We start from the raw sequence: 16,661 nt of genomic DNA on the forward strand, positions 1-16,661 counted from the left end.
CGCTGGTCACGGCGCCAGGGTAGGTCCGCCTGAGCGGAGAGTGCACGCCCGTGGCGTGTCCGGCGTCAGGGACGCTCCAGGACCGAACTCACGGTGACCATGGCCCCACTGAGCGCAGTCAGGTAGGCGCGGGAGACCTCGTACACGGCGTGACCGGCGTCCGTGATGACGAACGGGTCGTCCTCCTCGTAGGCGAGGACCGCGCGCAGGGCGCCGCCGGCCGGCCCGCGGCGGTGCACGAGGGCTGCCCGCACCGACTGCGCCACGCCTGTCGTGTCCACCAGCTCGTCCTCGGCCATCCCCAGCACGGTGGCGACCCCGGACAGCAGGCCCACCGTGTAGGCGAGGTCGGCGTCCTGCGGGGCCAGCCGCGAGCAGGCCGCCGCCCGCGCCAGCACCATCGTCAGCGCCTCGGTGTCCACGCTGGTCACGCCGCCCAGCAGCATGAGCACCACCCACGAGCACAGCTGCTGGCGGCCGAGCAGGACGATCGCCTGGCGCAGCGAGGTGATGCCCGACTTCGTGCCGGCCGCGGCCGAGGAGACGGTCTTCAGGACGCGCAGGCTGAGGGCCGGGTCGGAGGCGACGAGCTGCTCGATCTCGTGCAGCGGTGCGTCGGTGCCGGTGAGCGCGCGCACCAGGCGCAGGCAGACCAGCTGCGAGGGCGTGAGGCTGACCGCCTCGAGCGTCACCGGCCGTTGCAACCCGTACCCCTGGAACAGGTCCGCGCCCGCGGCGAGGCACCGGGCGAACAGCGCGTCGTCCTCGATGCGCTCGACGACGACGAGCGCCGTCGGGTTGTGCTCGCGGGCCAGGACCAGGACCCGCTCGAAGTCGTCCCCGGCCGCCTCGACGTCGATCTTCACGTAGTCGGCGAGGGCCACGGCCGGCAGCCGCCCCTCCTCGCCGATGAAGTCGTCGATGGCGATGCGGTAGCCCTGGGCGCGCAGCCGGCGCAGCCCCTCGAGCACCTCGTCGTCGACCTCGACGTTCTCCAGCAGCTCCAGCACGACCTGGTCGGGGGAGCACGGGATGGGCAGGGCGCCGGTGAAGAACCCCCGGGTGAGGTTGATGAACAGGAGCCGGTCGCCCGCGATCTGCTCGACGCCGAAGTCGCCGAAGGTGGCGCTGATGACCTGCGACGTCGCGTGGTCCTGCTCGGCGCCCTCGGCGAGCTCGGCGCTGGCCCGGCCGTGGTTGCGGAAGAGCAGCTCGTAGGCCACGAGTCGGCGCTCGGTGTCGTAGATGCCCTGCCGGCCCACGCGCACGGGGGAGCGGGACGTGGCCTCGTCGACGGGTGCGGGCGGTGCGAGGGGGTGCGCGTCCACTGCGGTCCCCTCCCCGTCCGTCGTCACCGCGAGCTCCACACCCGTGTCAACGGCTCGCCCACGGGACGACTGAAGTGTTCTCCGTCACGGCTGGGCCGAACGGGTGGGTGCGTCCCGCCGGTCAGACCTCGGTGCGGTGGAACCCCTGCGCCGAGCGGCTCGGCGTCGGCCCGCGCTGCCCCTGGTACCGCGAGCCCGAGGCGCCGCTGCCGTAGGGCTGCTCGGCGGGGGAGGAGAGCTGGAAGAAGCACAGCTGGCCGATCTTCATGCCCGGCCACAGCGTGATCGGCAGCGTCGCGACGTTCGACAGCTCCAGCGTCACGTGGCCCGAGAAGCCCGCGTCGATGAACCCCGCCGTCGAGTGGGTCAGCAGGCCGAGCCGGCCCAGGCTGCTCTTGCCCTCCAGCCGTGCGGAGATGTCGTCCGGCAGGGAGACGACCTCGTACGTCGAGCCGAGGACGAACTCGCCGGGGTGCAGGATGAACGCCTCGTCGGGCGCGGTCTCGACCAGACGGGTGAGTTCGGGCTGCTCCTGCGCGGGGTCGATGACCGAGTACTTGTGGTTGTCGAAGAGGCGGAAGAAGCGGTCCAGCCGCACGTCGACGCTGCTCGGCTGCACCATCGACGGGTCGTACGGGGAGAGCGCGACCCGTCCGGAGTCCAGCTGGGCGCGGATGTCGCGGTCGGAGAGCAGCACGGGCGTCACGGTACCGCCGGTGCGAGCACCCGCCGCCGTCGGTTACAGTGGTCACCGTCCTGTTCTGCAGGGCATGCGGGCGTAGTTCAATGGTAGAACTTCAGCTTCCCAAGCTGATAGTGCGAGTTCGATTCTCGTCGCCCGCTCCAGCACGAAGGCCCAGGTCCGGTGGACCTGGGCCTTCGTCGTTCCCGGGGTCGCCGGAACCCGGTCACGCCAGCAGGGCCCGGACCGCCTCGACGACCTCGCCCGGTCCGGGTGGGGCGGTGAGCGCGTCGGCCGCGGCGCCGTCCAGCAGCCACCGCACCCGCCGCGCCAGGACCTCGGGAGCGGCGACGCCGGTCCGCAGCTCGCTGCGACGTCCGGCGATCTCCAGCTGCCGCACCAGGAAACCGTGCACGAGGTCGGTCTCGGCGTGCAGGGCCGCGGCCACCCGGGGGTCCTGCTCGACGGCCGCGACGGCGAGCACGAGTCCGGAGTACGCCGGGTCCCCCGCCTCGGCCTCGGTGTCCGCGGCGTGCGCGAGGACGGCGGTGAGGCCCGAACCGCGCTCCTCCAGTGCGGCCAGCCGGCGGGTCGTGGCGTCCCGGCCCGCGTCGAGGACCCCCACGAGCACGTCGAGCTTGGTCGGGAAGTGGTGGAAGAACGTCCCCGAGGAGACCCCCGCCGCCCGGCAGATCGAGGCCGTGGACGTGCGGTCGTACCCGGCGACGGCGAACTGCTGCCCGGCCGCCTCGAGGATCGCCCGGCGGCGCGGGTTCACCCGGTCGCCTCCGCTGCCGGTCACGGGACCTCCCTGGAGTACATGCTCTAGAGCGTTTACTCTAGTCGCATGCCAGCGACGGGGGAGGAGGGGCGGGGCAGGACCGGCGCACGCGGGTGGTGGGTCGTGCTCGCGGGGATCGCGCTCGCCTGGACGCCGATGTGGCTGCCACCCCTCGTCCGAGCCAGCGGCGCCGACCCGTCGCAGGTGCTGGGCGTGCTGGGGCTCACCGGACCGGCTGCGTCCATCGCGTGGAACGTCCTCGCGGTCACGCTCCTGCTGGCCTGGGTCCGGGCCGTCGAGCGCCGGGACCTGGCCTCGCTGCGCGTCGTGCGCCCGACCGGTCGCGACCTCGAGTCCGCCCTCGTCCTGTTCGGCGCGGCGATGCTCTGGTCGTGGCTGGGCTCCCTGGTCCTGCCGCCGACGGACGGCCCGGGACGGGGGAGCGCGGAGATCGTCGCGCTGCCGCTGCTCGCCGTCGTGGCGATGGTCCTCACCGCGGCCGTGGTCGAGGAGGTCCTGTTCCGCGGCTACCCGCTCGAACGCCTCACGGAACTGCTCGGGCGGCGGTGGCTCGCGGTCGCCCTCACCGCGCCGTTCTTCGTCGTCCCGCACCTGGTGTTCTTCGGGCCGGAGTGGTTGCTGCACCACGCCGGCGGGACCGTCGCGATCTACGTCCTCTACCTGTGGCGCCGGAACCTGGTGGCGTGCATGGCGTTGCACGCCGCGGTCAACGCGCCCGTGCTCGTGCCGACCGTCGCGGCACGCCTGGCGGGCGCGTGACCGGGGACGTCAGCGGGTGCCCTCGGGCCCCTGGTCGGCCGGAACGGCGTTCGCGGCGTCCTCCTCGCTGATCTCGACCCCGGCGATGGGGTTGCCCTGCCCGGTCCCGTCGGCCACGTCGTCCTCCAGGCCCAGCGGGTCCTGCGGGTCGCGCGCCGGGCTCGGCACGGGGCCGGAGTCGGACGCGCGGGCGTTCTCCCGGCTCCCGCTCTCCTGGACGGTGCGGACCTCGGCGTTGTCGCGCGGGTCCACGTGGGGTGTCGTCTCCTCGCTCACCCGCCCACTGTGGTGGCCGGACGGCTGCGGCGCGCGCCGGAGGTGGTGCAGGCACCACCTCCGGTCGTCCAGCGCACGGGATCGATCGGGCGGGCCGGTCTCGGGAGGCTGAGGGCACCGAGGAAGCCACCACCCAGGAGGAACCCGTGACCACCACGAAGACCCGCTCGCTCGCCGCCGCCCTCGCCGGCGCCGCCGTCCTCTCCCTGGGCCTGACGTCCGCCGCGACCGCCGCCCCCGGGGCGCACCAGGGCCAGCGCTCGTCCGTCGTCCAGCAGCGCCTCGACGACCTCGTCCGCGAGGACGGGTTCCCGGGAGCCCTCGCCTCCGTCCGCGACGCCGACGGAAGCGTCACGAACTACACCGCCGGGGTCCAGGACCTCGCGACGGGCGACCCGATCCACGCCGACGGGCGGGTCCGCATCGCCAGCAACACCAAGACGTTCACCGCCGTCGTCGTGCTGCAGCTCGTCGGGGAGGGGAAGGTCGCCCTCGACGAACCCGTCGAGACCTACCTGCCCGGTCTCGTGCGCGGACCCGGTGGGGACGGTCGCGCCATCACCGTCCGCCAGCTCCTGCAGCAGACCAGCGGCCTGCCCGACTACGACACCGTCGTCGCTGACGTCAGCCAGGGCGACACCGCACTGCTGGACATCCGGCACACCTACTTCGACCCCTCGCAGCTGCTGCAGGCCGCGCTCGCCGCCCCGGCGGAGTTCTCACCCGGCGCGCAGTGGCAGTACAGCAACACGAACTACCTCCTCGCCGGGATGCTCGTGCAGCGCGTCACGGGCCGGCCGATCGGCGAGCAGATCACGCAGCGGATCGTCGACCGCCTCGGGCTGGAGGACACCTACTGGCCCGGCACCGGGGAACAGGAGATCCGCGGTGAACACCCCCGCGGCTACCTCGCCGCCGGCGAGGACGCGCCGTGGACCGACGTCACCGAGACCGACCCGTCCCTCGGGTGGGCTGCGGGACAACTCGTCTCGACGCCGTCGGACCTTGCGCGGTTCCAGGCCGCCGTCCTCGGTGCCGACGGCGCGGAGGGGTCGGACCTGCTCGCCCCGGCGCAGCGTGCGGAACTGCTGAAGACCGTGCCGGCGGCGGAGTTCGAACCCGAACCGGGCTGGAGCTACGGGCTGGGCTTCGCGCACCGGACCCTGAGCTGCGGGGTCGAGGCGTGGGGGCACGGCGGGGACATCCAGGGGTACGAGACGCGGAACCTCGTCACCTCCGACGGCCGGTCCGTCGTCGTCGCGGTGACCGCGCTTCCGCGCACGCTCGACGACCTCGCGGACGTGAACGCCGCCGTCGAGGCGGCCGTCTGCGACGGGCAGGCTTGACGACCGTCCCAGCGGGTGTCGGTGCCGGAAACGGCGTCTAGGGTGAGGGCACCCGACGGGGTCGTCGGGGAACGACGGGAGGAAACGTGCGCGTCCTGTTCATCGGTGGCACCGGGACCATCAGCTCCGCCTGTGCCGACCTCGCGGTCCGGCGGGGGATCGACCTGACCGTCCTCAACCGCGGCTCCGGCCGGCGCTCCCTGCCCGAGGGGGTGGAGACCCTGACGGCCGACGGCCGTGACCCCGCCGCGGTGCGGGACGCGGTGGGGGACAGGACCTTCGACGTGGTCGTCGACTTCGTCGCCTTCACCCCCGAGCACGTCGCCGCGGACGTCGAGCAGTTCCGCGGCCGGACCGGGCAGTTCGTGTTCATCTCCAGCGCGAGCGCCTACGCCAAACCCGTGGGGCACCTGCCCATCACGGAGTCGACGCCGCTGCGCAACCCCTTCTGGCAGTACTCCCGCGACAAGATCGCCTGTGAGGAGCTGCTGACCCGGGAGTGGCGCGAGAACGGTTTCCCGGCGGTCGTGGTCCGGCCCAGCCACACCTACGACCGCGCGATGGTCCCCCTCGACGACGGGTGGACGGCTGTGGACCGGATGCGGCGTGGCAAACCCGTCGTCGTGCACGGCGACGGCACCTCGACGTGGGTCCTGACCCACCACACCGACTTCGCGCAGGGTTTCGTACCGCTCCTCGGCGAACCCGCCGTCACCGGTGAGGCCGTGCACATCACGTCGGACGAGGTGCTGACGTGGGACGGGATCGCGCGGCGGCTGGCCACCGCGGCCGGTGTGGAGGATCCGCGGATCGTCCACGTCCCCAGCGACGTCATCGCCCGCGAGGCACCCGACCGGGGGCCGGGTCTGCTGGGGGACAAGGCGCACTCGGTGGTCTTCGACAACACCGTGCTCAAGCGGCTCGTCCCGGGTTTCGCCGCCACGACGAGCTTCGCGCAGGGTGCACGGGAGATCGTCGCCCACCACGACGCCCACCCGGACCTGCAGGTCGTCGACCCCGTCGTCGACGCCCGGCAGGACCGGCTGGTGGAGCTGTTCGGCTGAGGCCCAGCCGGAGGGCTCAGCCCTTGAAGGCGTCCTTGACGTGCTCGCCGCGCTGCTTCAGGTCGGCCGCCGCCTGGTCCTTCTGACCCTCGGCGCGCAGTTCGTCGTCGCCCTTGGCGCCGCCGACGGCCTCCTTGGCCTTGCCCGCGAGGTCCTGGGCGGCGTTCTTGATCTTGTCCGTGGCGCTCATCGTCAGCCTCCTCCGTGACCGGGTGGTTCCCGGTGCGGTCCCACTGCAGCACTGCGGCAGGGGGACCGCACCCGGGAACCGGGTCACGGGGGCCGTCGTCACGACACCCTCACGAACGGGTCAGGAGTACTCCTTGACCGCCCCGTCGTCGCCCGGGCCGAGGCCGGGCGGGAGTTCCCCGAAGCTCTTGCGGTACCAGACGGCGGCCTGGCGCTCGACGATCAGCCGGGTGAGGCCGATGACCGCACCGGAGGCCAGCGCCCACACGACCGCCTCCTTCCACGCCACGTCCGGGTCCTCCGGGTTGTCCGGCGGCGGCGACTTCGTCACCGCGACCCAGACCTTCTTCGTGACGCGCCCCGCGACCGCGGTCGCGAGGATGCCGGCGCCCGGGCCGACGAACTTCCAGACGATCGAGCTCATGGGCGGCAACCCTGCCCTACAGCAGACCCAGGAGCCAGCCCAGGACCGGGGTCAGCGCCGCGGCGCTCCCGGCCAGGACCGCCAGCACGACCACCAGGGTCATGAGCTTGACGGCCCGCGACGGCCCACCGTCCGGTCCCCGCATCATCCGCAGCACCGGGCCATCCTCCCCTCACCCGGGACCGCCGCGGCGGGGTACCCTCGCTGCGCAACGACAGGGGAGCGCCGTGGGGCGCTGAGAGTGCGGGTTTCCGCAGACCCTCGAACCTGATCCGGTTCACACCGGCGTAGGGAGTCGGGACGTCCTCGACGCGTGACCGCGGTGGTCGCGCGTCCCCCTCCTGGGACCAGGAGGAACCACCGTGAGCACCACGCTCAACCGTTCGCGCGCCGCGCACCACTGGCGCACCGTCGACCTGCTCACCGCCGCCGTCCTCGGCGTCGCCTTCGGGGTCGTGTTCTGGGGCTGGGGCGTCCTCTACACGGCCCTCACGCCCCTCTTCGTCGCCGTGCCGTTCGTGCAGAGCATCCTCTCCGGCGTCTGGCTGCTGCCCGCCGTCGTCGCGGCCCTGGTCATCCGCAGGCCCGGTGCGGCGCTGCTCGCCGAGATGACCGCCGCGTCCGTCGAGGCCCTCCTGGGCAGCCACTGGTCCACGGGCGTGCTCGTCTCCGGGGCCATCCAGGGCATCGGCGTCGAGCTCGCGGTGGCCTTGTTCGCCTGGCGCCGCTTCGGACCGGCCGTGGCGGTGCTCGCCGGGGTCGTCGCCGCTGTGCTCGAGGGCGTCTACGAGCTGTTCGCCTACTACTCCGGCGCCTGGACCCTCGGGTTCCAGATCGTCTACGTCGCGTGCTTCGCCGTCTCCGGCGCCCTGGTCGCCGGTCTCGGCGGCTGGGCCCTCGTGCGGGCGCTGGCCCGCACCGGCGCGCTCTCGGCGTTCCCCGCCGGGCGCGAGCACCGCGGCTGACACCGTGCCCCACCTCGCGCTGCGCGGGCTGACCGTCACCGCCCCCGGCGGTCGCGCGCTGGTCCGCGACGTCGACCTGGACGTCGGGGCCGGCGAGCGCGTGCTGCTCGCCGGCCCCAGCGGGGCGGGGAAGTCCACCGTCCTCCGGGCGCTCGCCGGGCTGCTCGACGAGGACGTCGACGCCGTCGGGGACCTCCGCCTGGACGGTCGCGAGGCGGCCCCCGGGGAGGTCGGCCTGCTCGTGCAGGACCCCGTCGACGCCGTCGTGGCCGAGACTGCCGGCCGGGACACGGCCTTCGGCCCCGAGAACGCCGGCCTCGACCGGCTCGGCACGTGGCGCCTGGTCGCCCGCGCGCACGCCACCGCCCGCTTCACCGCCGGGCGCGACCGCGAGGTGCGGACGCTGTCCGGCGGGGAGCGGCAACGCCTCGCGCTCGCCGGGACGCTGGCCGCGGACCCCGCCGTCCTGCTCCTGGACGAACCCACCTCGATGCTCGACGCCCCGACGGCGGCGGCCGTCCGCGCGGCCGTCCTGGAGGCGGCCGGGGAGTCCCGCAGCCTCGTCGTCGTCGACCACGACGTCGCCGGCTGGGCCCCGCACGTCGACCGCGTCGTCGTCCTCGGCGTGGGCGGGGGCGTCGTGCACGACGGCTCCGCCCTCGACGCCCCACCCACCGGCACGGGCGACCTGTGGTGGCCCGGCGTCGCGGCGCCCGCACCCTGCGAGGTGCCCGCGGGGCTCCTCGTCCCGGCGTTGGACCCCGGCCCCGGCGACGTCCTGCACGGGGAGGCGCTCGGCCTCGTGCGCACCCGCCGCGGCCTGCGACCCCGCCCACCCGCGACGGTCCTGCGCGGGGTGGACCTGGCGCTGCCCGCGGGCGCGGTCACGCCGGTCACGGGCGACAGCGGGGCGGGCAAGTCGAGCCTGCTGTCGCTGCTGGCGGGGCTCACCGCGCCCACGTCCGGCCGGCTGCTCGCGGCCACGGCCCTCGCGGGGCGCCGGGGACGACGTGCCCCGCACACCTGGACCTCCCTCGAGCTGGCCGCGCGGGCGGGCTGGGTGCCGCAGTTCCCCGAGCACACCTTCGTCGCCGCGACCGTGCGGGCCGAGGTCACCGCGACGGCCGAGGTCCTGGGGCGCGACCCGGACCGCGGGGAGGCCCTGCTGGACCTGCTCGGGTTGTCCGCCCTCGCCGACGCCAACCCCTTCCGCCTCTCCGGCGGGGAGCAGCGGCGGCTCGCGGTGGCCGGCGCGTTCGCCGCGGGACCCGTGCTCGTCGTCGCCGACGAGCCCACCGTCGGGCAGGACCGGGGGACGTGGGCCGTCGTCGCGGGGCTGCTCGCCGCGGCCGCCCGCGACGGGGCCACCGTCGCCGTCGGGACCCACGACGGCCGGCTCCTCGACGCGCTCGCCGACCGCAGCACCGCTCCCGTCCGCCTCAGCGCCGGGCACCGCGTGGGGGTGGCCGCGTGACGCGCGGTGGGCGCCGCCCCGTCCGCGCGGGTGTCCACACCGGTGTCCACACCTCTGTGCACAGCACTGTGGACGACGCTGTGGGCAGTCGTGTGCGGGGTGTGGACGGCCCTGTGGAGGAGGTGGACGAGGTGGTGGAGACGACCGTGCCCCCCACCGCCGCCGAACGCCGTAGCGCAGGCCCCGGACCCGTCGTCCGGCACTGCGGGCCGCTGCCCCTGCTGGCCGTCGGGGTCCTGTGCGCCGTCGGGGCCTTCGCGGTCCAGGAGTGGTGGCAGGCCGCCGGAGCCCTTGTCGTGCAGGCGCTCTGCCTGCCCCTCGTCGTCGGTGACGTGCGCGCCGCGCTGCGCCGGCTGCTGCCCCTGGGCATCGCGGCGCTGTCGGTGGGCTGGTCGACGGTCCTCGCCGGCGACAGCCCCGAGCCCCTGTGGACGGCGCTCACGGCGGCGTTGCGGCTGCTCGTCCTCGTGCTCCCGGGAGCGCTGCTCCTGGGATGGCTGGACGCCGCCGAGGCGGGCGACCACCTCGCACAGCGGCTGCGCGTGCCGGGGCGCGTCGTCGTCGCGGTCGTCGTCGCGCTCGGGCGGCTCGATGCCCTCGCCGACTCCTGGGACCAGATCGCCGCGGCCCGCCGCGTCCGGGGTCTCGGCCCCGGCCGTGGCCCCGTCGGACGCGTGCGCTGGGCCGCCTCGACGTCGTTCGGGCTGCTCGTCGACGCCGTCCGCGGCGCCGGCCGCGTCTCGTTGGCGATGGACGCCCGCGGGTTCGCCGGCGAGCGTGCGGGGCGGCGCAGCTGGGCGCTGCCCGCGCCCTGGCGCCGCGCCGACACCGTCCTGCTGCTCGTCGGGACGGCGGTCGCCGCGGTCCCGCTCCTCCTGCGGCTCGGGGGTGCGTTCCTCACGGTCACGACCTGACGGGTGACCTACCCGGCGGGCCCGAAGACGGCGACGCTTCCACCAGGGCCCGCACCGCGCGGGAGCTCCTCGGGGGAGGGCGGGGTGTCGGGCAGGTGACGGGCGAGGCGGCGGGCGAGGTGGTGGACCGCGTGGCAGGAGACCTGGCACGGGTGCGGGACGTCGCCCCGCCGGCGCTCGCCGTCTCCGGCGTCCACGTGCGGTCCGGGCCCTCCTCGACCTCCACCGGGGCCGTCCTGCTCGACGGGCTGGACCTCACCGTCCGCGCCGGTGAGGTGCTCGCCGTCGTCGGCCGCCGCGGCGCCGGCACGTCGACGCTGCTGTCGGTCCTCTCCGGCGGCGCCCGACCGACCCGGGGCGCCGTGCGCGTCCTCGGGCGCGACCCGGCGGCGGAGGCCGACGTGGCGACGCTGCCCGCCCACGCGGCCCTCTTCGACCACCTCACCGTCGAGGAGACGCTGTCGCTGTGGGCGTCCCTGTCCGCCGGACTCCGCAGCCGCACCGGTGCGGACACCGACGACCTGCTCGACCTCGCGGCCCTCACGGGCTCGCGCCAGGTGCTCGTCCGGGACCTGGACCACGGCGATCGGCAGCGGCTGCAGCTCGCGGCCACCTTCGCCGGTGGGGCGCCCGTCGTCGTCTGCGACGAACCCGTCGGCGGCTCCGCACCCGGGACGGCCCGTGCGCTCGCCGCCCTGCTGCGCCGCCACCGCGCCGACGGCGGGACGGCCGTCGTCGCCGGCGGCCGGCCGGAGGTCCTCGAGACCGTCGACGGCGCGGAGCTGCTCGCCGCCTGCGACCGCGTCGCCGTGCTGCGCCGGGGACGGCTCGTCGCGGTGGCGTCCGCAGCCGAGCTCGTCGACCGCTTCGCCGTCCACGGCGGCGTCACCGCCCTCGTGCACGACGCCGCGGAGGCGAGCTCGCTCGCGGCGACCCTGCCGGGAGCCACGTTCCAGCGGGTCGGCGAACTGACCCGCGTCGACGTCCCGGACGTCGCCCCCGAGCGCTGGCGCTCGGCCACGGCCGGGATGCGGGCGCTGGTGGAGGTGCGCCACCACGACGCCACGCTCGCCGACGCCGTGCGGCGCGCCACCGCTGACCGGCGCCGCGTGGACCTCCGGCCCGACGACCAGCGCTGCCGCCCGTGAGCACCACGCGCACCACCCCGTCGCCGGCCGCACCCGCCGGTCGCCGCCGACGGTGCCCGCACCGGCTGTCGCCGGTGCGTGCCGCTCTGCGCGAGTCGTTGCGGGACAAAGCGTTGCTCGCGCAGGCGGTCCTGACGCCGGCGCTCGTCGTCGCCGTGGCCGTCGTCCTCGGGCAGTTCGGGAGGTCCGGGGACGCCCAGGTCGTGCAGGTGGCCGGGGCGCGACCCGCCGTCGCCGTCGAGCGCGCCCTGACCGCCGCGGGCGAGGAGGTGCGCAGTCCCGGCGTCGGCACCGCCCGGGCCACCGCCCTCGGAGCCCCCGGGCCCGGTGTGGACGCGACCGTCACCGTCCCCGCCGACGGGCCGGTCCTCGTGCGCGTCGCCCCGTCCGCCACGTGGGCGGTCGGGGACCTCCTGGAGGCGGTCCAGCGGGCCCTGCCCAGCCGCACGGTGCGCGTCCTCGGTCCCGACGGCCACGCCGCGCACGGGGTCGCCGGCCAGTTGCAGCCCGCGGTCCTCGTGCTCACCGCGGTGGTCCTCGCCCTGCCCGGCACGGCGGGACGCGTCCGGAGCTGGCGCCGCCGGGGAACGCTGGCGCTGCTCGCCGGCACCACGACCGCCCGGGGGGTCCGGGCCGTGCGCCTCGCCGGGGCCCTGCTGCCGTCGAGACTGCTCCTCGCCGTTCCCGCTGTCGTGCTCGTCGTCGCCGTCAACCGGCCGGGCCCCGTCCCCCTCGTGGTCCTCGTCCTGCTCGCCGCGGCGGGGACCGCGGCGGGAACCGCGGTCGGCGCGCTCGTCGGCGGCCTGCTGCGCACCGGCCGGGAGACGGGACCCCTGCTGTGGGCGCTGGCCGGTCTGGTGGGGTTGTTCGGCGGCGTCCTGCTGCCCGCCGCCGTCCTGCCCGACGCCGCCGACACCGTCCTGCAGTTCACCCCGACCGCGTGGTTCGCCGACGGTGTCCGCACGGCGCTCGCGGGCGGCCCGGTCGTCCCGGCGCTGCTGCCGACGGCCGGTCTCCTCGCCGTCGCCGCCGTGGCGTGGGGGGCGCTCACCGGGGTCTGCGCCCGGTCGGCGCACCGCTGAGGGTTCCGCGGGGAACTGTGCCGCGACTGTGAGGAACGCACCCCGGAACGGTGAGGCGCGCACTGCCGTCCGGTGGGTTCGGAGGGAGAGGCTCGGCCCGTCCGCACCGCCCCGACAGTTCCCAGGAGGTTCCTCGTGACCGTGACCACCGAACGCGTCAGCACCGGGCTGGACGCCGAACTCGACCGTCTGCTCGCCGTCCTCCCGCCGGGTCCCGCACGCCGCACGCCGGCCCCGGTGGCCAGCCCGCTGTGCCTGTGCTGGCCCGACGAGACGCAGGAGTGAGCCGACCGTGACGAACGGCCCTCGCGGACTCGCGCCGCGGGGGCCGTGGCGCGTGCTGCGCGACCCGGGCGGGAGTTTCCTCCTCGACGACGACGAGGACAGGGTCCGCGTCCCCGACCGCCCCGCGCACGCGCTGGAACTCCTGCGGACCCGCGGTGGGCTCGCGACCGACGACCTGCTCGTCGACCTCGGTGTGCGTCCCGAGGACGTCCCGGAACTGGCGGGGGAACTCGCCGACCTCGTCCGCAGCGGTGTCCTCGTCCGCACGCCGGGACCGTTCAGGCCGGCCGTGGCCGTGGCCGGGGTCGGGCGCAGCGCCACCGGCGGGCTCCAGGCCGTCCTGCAGGCGGGTGGAACCCCGCTCGTCCCGCTCGAGGACGGGGGTGCGGACCTCGTGGTGCTCGTCTGCGACGACCACGCCGACCCGCGGCTGCCCGACCGGTTGGCGGAACTGGCCCGCCGGTCCCCGGTCCTCCTCGTCCGCTGGGGCGCCGGTCGCTGCTGGGTCGGCCCCCTCGTCGGGGCCGGACAGGGCCACCGCGCCGCCGGATCCTGCCCCGCGTGCCTCGTGGAGGCGTTGCGCGGCAACGCCGAACCCGATCTCGCCGGCGCCGCGCACCCCGTCGGAGCCGGGGGTTCGGCCTTGCGCAGCGCCGCCGTCGGAGCCGTCGCCGGCGCGGTCGACGGCCTCCTGGAGGACCTCGCCGGGACGGGAGCGGGGGCCGTCGCGGACGTGTGGCGCTCCGGGATCCGGGAACTGCGACTGCGCACGGCGGAGGTCGTCGTGCACCCCGTCCTGCCGTGCTCGCGGACGGAACCCCGCGCGGACCCGGGGGACGTCGCGGCCGACGACGACCTCGCCCGCCGGCTCGAGGGTTTCGTGTCCGGTCTGACGGGTTTCCTCGACCGGCCGCGCGTGCGGCGTTCGGTGGCGGGACGCTTCCTCGCGACGACCACCCACCCGCTCCGGCCCCCGTCCGTGGGAGCCGGGGTGCACCGCCGACGCGCGACGGCGTTCGGAGCGGGCCGGACGGCCGAGGCGGCTGTCACCGCGTGCCTGGGCGAGGCCGTCGAACGTTTCAGCACGACGTGGCGCCCGGACCCCGACGCGGTCGTCGCGACGACGACCGCGCTGCGGGCCGAGGGTTCCCGCGTCGTGCTCCCGGGGGCGGCCGCGGGGCCGGCGTGGCGGGACGACGAGGCGACGGAGTTCCGCCGCCTCCGCGCGGTCCGCGACGGTTCCTGGACCGACGCCTGGGTCCCGGCCGCGGCGGTCACCTTCGCCCACCCGCACCAGTGGGCGGTCGCCGCGGCACGGCCGGACTCGACGGGGTGCGCCGCCGGTCGCAGCACGGCCGACGCCGTGCGGCGCGGCCTGGCCGAACTCGTCGAACGCGACGCCGTCGCCGCCTGGTGGTGGGCCCGGGAACTGCGCCGGGGCGCAGCCCACCCCGACCCGGACGCGGTGGCCGCCGACCTCGCCGCGCACGGCCGCCGCGGCTGGTTCCTCGACCTCACGCCGGGCAGCGGCATCCCCACCGCCGTCGCCGTCGCGGTGCTGCCCGACGGGACGGGCACGACGCTCGGTTTCGGGACGGCGCCGACGCTCGCCGAGGCCGTCGTCCGCGCCGGGGACGAACTCCTGCAGGTCCTCGCCTGTCTGGAGTTCGGCGACGAGCTCGGGCTCGCCGGGGCCGGATCCGCCGCGTGGCAGGCCGAACACGTCGAGGACCACCCGCACCTGCTCCCGCACCCGTCCCGGGAGCCGGCCGTGACGCACCCGCGCGGTGGCGACGGGGACGTCCTGGCCGAGTGGGGTTCCCGGCTGGCGGCCACGGGGTGCGACGTGGGTTTCGTGGACCTCACGCACCCCCGCCTCGCCGTGCCCGTGGTGCGCGTCGTGAGCGCGCAGCTGCGGTCCTGGCGACGCCCCGCCCGGGAGGTCGGACGCACGGGGGTGAACCCTTGGGACCTGCCCGTCTGATCCCGCCCGGGCCCTGCGTCACCGCGGGATACGGTGTCGCTCGTGCGTCCCCCGCCCTCGTCCCGGATCCGCCGGGGACGGGTGCGCCGCCTCCCGACGGCCGGGGGGACGGTGACGCGCCGGTTGCAGGCGCTGACGGTCGTGCTGTTCCTGCTCTGCGCCCTGGGCCTGTCGGTCTCGGTCGTGGGGGACGTCCGCTCGGGGCGGGTCGCCTGGGTGACGCCGGACGCGCCCTCGACCGAGGTGGTCGCCCTCCTCGCCGTCGCCGTCAGCGCGCTGGCGGCGGGTGCGGTCACCGTCACGGTGCTGCGGAGCACGCTGTCGCGCACGGGGGTGCGTTCGCGCGGTTCGGCTCTGTGGGCGCTGGCGGCGGTCGCCTACCTCCCCGCCCTGCTCCTCGGGCCCGGGTGGTTGGCGTGGTCCGCGGTGGCCGCCTGCTTCGTGCTGGAACTCCTGCCGCCGCGTCCGGCCGTCGCCCTCGCCTCGACCGGTCTTCTGCTGCAGGTCGCGCTGACCCGGGCGGCGGGGGAGACGTGGGGGGCGTCGGTGTTCGCGGGCGTCAGCTACCTGGCGACGTCGGTGCTGCTGTTCGTCGTCCTGCGCTGCGTCGGCACGTACCGCGAGCTGGAACTGGCCCGCGCCGAACTCGCCCACGCCGAGGTGCTCGCCGAACGGGTCCGCGTGTCCCGGGACCTGCACGACCTGCTGGGGCGCAACCTCGCCGCCATCTCCCTCAAGGTCGAACTCGCTCGCCGCCACCAGCGCGGTGGGCGAGGTGAGGCGCTGGCGGGGGAGCTCGACGACGTGCTCGGGTTGAGCCACGCCGCCGCCGCGGACCTGCGCGCGCTGGTGGCCGGGTACCGGGTCCTCACGGTCCGGACCGAACTGGCCGCCGCGGTGCGGCTGCTCACCGACGCCGGGGTCCGCTGCGAGGTGGACGCCGACCTCGACGGGGAGGGCGCCGTGGACGGGGGTCTCGGGGCGGCCGACGACGTCGTGGCCTGGGTCCTGCGGGAGGCGGCGACGAACGTCGTGAAGCACGCGGGGGCCACGTGGTGCACGGTCTCGGTGCACGCCGGAGGCGCCGTGGACGGGAACGCCGGTGTCGTGGACCTGGTGGTGGAGAACGACGGCGTCGCCGCCACGGAGGACGGGGGCACGGGGACGGGTCTGGTCGGGGCGCGCGAGCGGGTGCGCGTGCTGGGCGGCGCGCTGGAGGTCGCGGTGCACCGCGACGTCTTCCGGTTGACGTGCCGCGTGCCGGTCCGCGGGGTCGCCCCCGCGTCAGGGGTCCGCCCGGAGGGGGAGGGGCGGTCGTGATCCGTCTGCTGGTCGCCGAGGACATGCACATCGTGCGGTCCGCGCTCGTCGCGCTGCTCGACAGCGAGGACGACCTGGAGGTCGTCGCGTCCGTCGCCCGCGGCGACCAGGTGCTCGACGCCCTCGCGTCGACGGCCGTCGACGTCGCCGTCCTGGACCTGGAGATGCCCGGCGGTGACGGGGTGTCGGTGGCCACCCGGATCCGGCGCGAGGTGCCCGGCACGAAGGTCGTCATCCTCACGGCCCTGGGTCGCCCCGCGGCCGTGCGTGGCGCGCTCGCCGCCGGGGTCGACGGGTTCGTGCTGAAGAACGCTCCGGTCGAGGAACTCGTCGACGGGATCCGCCGGGTGGCGGCCGGGGGTCGTGTCCTGCACCCCGAACTCGCCGCGGCCGCCGTGCAACGGGGGGACTCGCCGCTGACCCCGCGCGAGTCCGAGGTGCTGGGCCTGGTGGCCGAGGGGTGCACGGTGCGCGAGGCGGCGCACCGGTTGTCCCTGTCCGAGGGGACGGTCCGCAACTACCTCTCGGTGGTCGCCGACAAGCTGCACGCGCGCAGCCGCACGGACGCCGTGAACATCGCGCAGGGGAACGGCTGGATCTGAACCTACGGGCATTAGGC

The 16,661-nt window shown here is 75.7% G+C and carries 19 protein-coding genes, 1 tRNA gene and 1 riboswitch; of the genes, 13 read left to right on the top strand and 7 right to left on the bottom strand.

Going from position 1 to position 16,661, the window contains the following annotated elements; all coding sequences use genetic code 11:
* Positions 1-65 precede the first annotated feature (65 nt).
* A complete protein-coding gene (locus AB1207_RS10725; protein ID WP_367638181.1) occupies positions 66-1,328 on the bottom strand; it encodes an EAL and HDOD domain-containing protein in 1,263 nt (420 codons plus the stop codon).
* A 121-nt stretch (positions 1,329-1,449) separates the two neighbouring features.
* The gene (gene dcd, locus AB1207_RS10730; RefSeq protein ID WP_367638183.1) at positions 1,450-2,025 is read right to left on the bottom strand and encodes a dCTP deaminase; all 576 of its coding nucleotides are present in this window, start codon (positions 2,023-2,025) and stop codon (positions 1,450-1,452) included.
* Positions 2,026-2,100: 75 nt separating this feature from the next.
* On the opposite strand from dcd, the gene AB1207_RS10735 reads away from it, so the two are divergent.
* Positions 2,101-2,174 (top strand) — tRNA-Gly (locus tag AB1207_RS10735).
* Positions 2,175-2,236: 62 nt separating this feature from the next.
* Here the strand turns inward: AB1207_RS10735 and AB1207_RS10740 are convergent.
* The gene (locus AB1207_RS10740; protein WP_367638185.1) at positions 2,237-2,812 is read right to left on the bottom strand and encodes a TetR/AcrR family transcriptional regulator; all 576 of its coding nucleotides are present in this window, start codon (positions 2,810-2,812) and stop codon (positions 2,237-2,239) included.
* Positions 2,813-2,857: 45 nt separating this feature from the next.
* Between AB1207_RS10740 and AB1207_RS10745 the strand changes: the two genes are divergently transcribed.
* The gene (locus tag AB1207_RS10745) at positions 2,858-3,571 is read left to right on the top strand and encodes a CPBP family intramembrane glutamic endopeptidase (protein ID WP_367638187.1); all 714 of its coding nucleotides are present in this window, start codon (positions 2,858-2,860) and stop codon (positions 3,569-3,571) included.
* Positions 3,572-3,580: 9 nt separating this feature from the next.
* Here the strand turns inward: AB1207_RS10745 and AB1207_RS10750 are convergent, their stop codons facing one another.
* Positions 3,581-3,847, bottom strand: coding sequence for a hypothetical protein (locus tag AB1207_RS10750; protein ID WP_367638188.1), 267 nt, complete (start codon positions 3,845-3,847; stop codon positions 3,581-3,583).
* A 146-nt stretch (positions 3,848-3,993) separates the two neighbouring features.
* Here AB1207_RS10750 and AB1207_RS10755 point away from each other — a divergent pair, with 146 nt between their 5' ends.
* Positions 3,994-5,193, top strand: a complete 1,200-nt coding sequence (locus AB1207_RS10755) for a serine hydrolase domain-containing protein (RefSeq protein WP_367638189.1) — start codon at positions 3,994-3,996, stop codon at positions 5,191-5,193.
* An 86-nt stretch (positions 5,194-5,279) separates the two neighbouring features.
* A complete protein-coding gene (locus tag AB1207_RS10760) occupies positions 5,280-6,257 on the top strand; it encodes an SDR family oxidoreductase (protein WP_367638190.1) in 978 nt (325 codons plus the stop codon).
* A 16-nt stretch (positions 6,258-6,273) separates the two neighbouring features.
* Here AB1207_RS10760 and AB1207_RS10765 read toward each other — a convergent pair whose 3' ends face one another.
* The 3 genes from AB1207_RS10765 to AB1207_RS10775 all read right to left on the bottom strand — a co-directional run bounded on the left by AB1207_RS10765 (position 6,274) and on the right by AB1207_RS10775 (position 7,027).
* Positions 6,274-6,447, bottom strand: coding sequence for a CsbD family protein (locus AB1207_RS10765; RefSeq protein ID WP_367638192.1), 174 nt, complete (start codon positions 6,445-6,447; stop codon positions 6,274-6,276).
* Between the two features lie 120 nt (positions 6,448-6,567).
* Positions 6,568-6,870: a DUF4235 domain-containing protein gene (locus AB1207_RS10770; RefSeq protein ID WP_367638194.1), complete on the bottom strand. Its 303-nt coding sequence runs from the start codon at positions 6,868-6,870 to the stop codon at positions 6,568-6,570.
* A 16-nt stretch (positions 6,871-6,886) separates the two neighbouring features.
* Positions 6,887-7,027 (bottom strand): hypothetical protein, encoded by a 141-nt coding sequence (locus AB1207_RS10775; protein ID WP_366171461.1) that lies wholly within the window; start codon positions 7,025-7,027, stop codon positions 6,887-6,889.
* 49 nt (positions 7,028-7,076) lie between these two features.
* A riboswitch (TPP riboswitch) is annotated at positions 7,077-7,181 on the top strand.
* A 51-nt stretch (positions 7,182-7,232) separates the two neighbouring features.
* Here AB1207_RS10775 and AB1207_RS10780 point away from each other — a divergent pair.
* The 9 genes from AB1207_RS10780 (at position 7,233) to AB1207_RS10820 (ending at position 16,644) form a co-directional block, all read left to right on the top strand.
* Positions 7,233-7,835, top strand: coding sequence for an ECF transporter S component (locus tag AB1207_RS10780; RefSeq protein WP_367638196.1), 603 nt, complete (start codon positions 7,233-7,235; stop codon positions 7,833-7,835).
* A gap of 4 nt (positions 7,836-7,839) precedes the next feature.
* A complete protein-coding gene (locus AB1207_RS10785; RefSeq protein WP_367638198.1) occupies positions 7,840-9,309 on the top strand; it encodes an ATP-binding cassette domain-containing protein in 1,470 nt (489 codons plus the stop codon).
* 146 nt (positions 9,310-9,455) lie between these two features.
* Positions 9,456-10,223 (top strand): energy-coupling factor transporter transmembrane component T family protein, encoded by a 768-nt coding sequence (locus AB1207_RS10790; RefSeq protein ID WP_367638199.1) that lies wholly within the window; start codon positions 9,456-9,458, stop codon positions 10,221-10,223.
* 131 nt (positions 10,224-10,354) lie between these two features.
* Complete coding sequence (locus tag AB1207_RS10795) at positions 10,355-11,371, top strand: ATP-binding cassette domain-containing protein (protein ID WP_367638201.1); 1,017 nt, start codon at positions 10,355-10,357, stop codon at positions 11,369-11,371.
* Positions 11,368-12,453 (top strand): hypothetical protein, encoded by a 1,086-nt coding sequence (locus AB1207_RS10800; RefSeq protein ID WP_367638203.1) that lies wholly within the window; start codon positions 11,368-11,370, stop codon positions 12,451-12,453. The genes AB1207_RS10795 and AB1207_RS10800 overlap by 4 nt, the downstream gene beginning before the upstream one ends.
* A 135-nt stretch (positions 12,454-12,588) precedes the next feature.
* Positions 12,589-12,738 (top strand): hypothetical protein, encoded by a 150-nt coding sequence (locus AB1207_RS10805; RefSeq protein ID WP_367638205.1) that lies wholly within the window; start codon positions 12,589-12,591, stop codon positions 12,736-12,738.
* Between the two features lie 7 nt (positions 12,739-12,745).
* Positions 12,746-14,722, top strand: coding sequence for a YcaO-like family protein (locus AB1207_RS10810; RefSeq protein ID WP_367638207.1), 1,977 nt, complete (start codon positions 12,746-12,748; stop codon positions 14,720-14,722).
* Positions 14,723-14,764: 42 nt separating this feature from the next.
* Complete coding sequence (locus AB1207_RS10815) at positions 14,765-16,042, top strand: sensor histidine kinase (protein ID WP_367638208.1); 1,278 nt, start codon at positions 14,765-14,767, stop codon at positions 16,040-16,042.
* Positions 16,039-16,644, top strand: coding sequence for a response regulator transcription factor (locus AB1207_RS10820; RefSeq protein WP_367638209.1), 606 nt, complete (start codon positions 16,039-16,041; stop codon positions 16,642-16,644). The genes AB1207_RS10815 and AB1207_RS10820 overlap by 4 nt, the downstream gene beginning before the upstream one ends.
* The last annotated feature ends 17 nt before the right edge of the window (positions 16,645-16,661 follow it).

Origin of the sequence: Kineococcus endophyticus (assembly GCF_040796495.1) — a bacterium.
Taxonomy (GTDB): domain Bacteria; phylum Actinomycetota; class Actinomycetes; order Actinomycetales; family Kineococcaceae; genus Kineococcus; species Kineococcus endophyticus.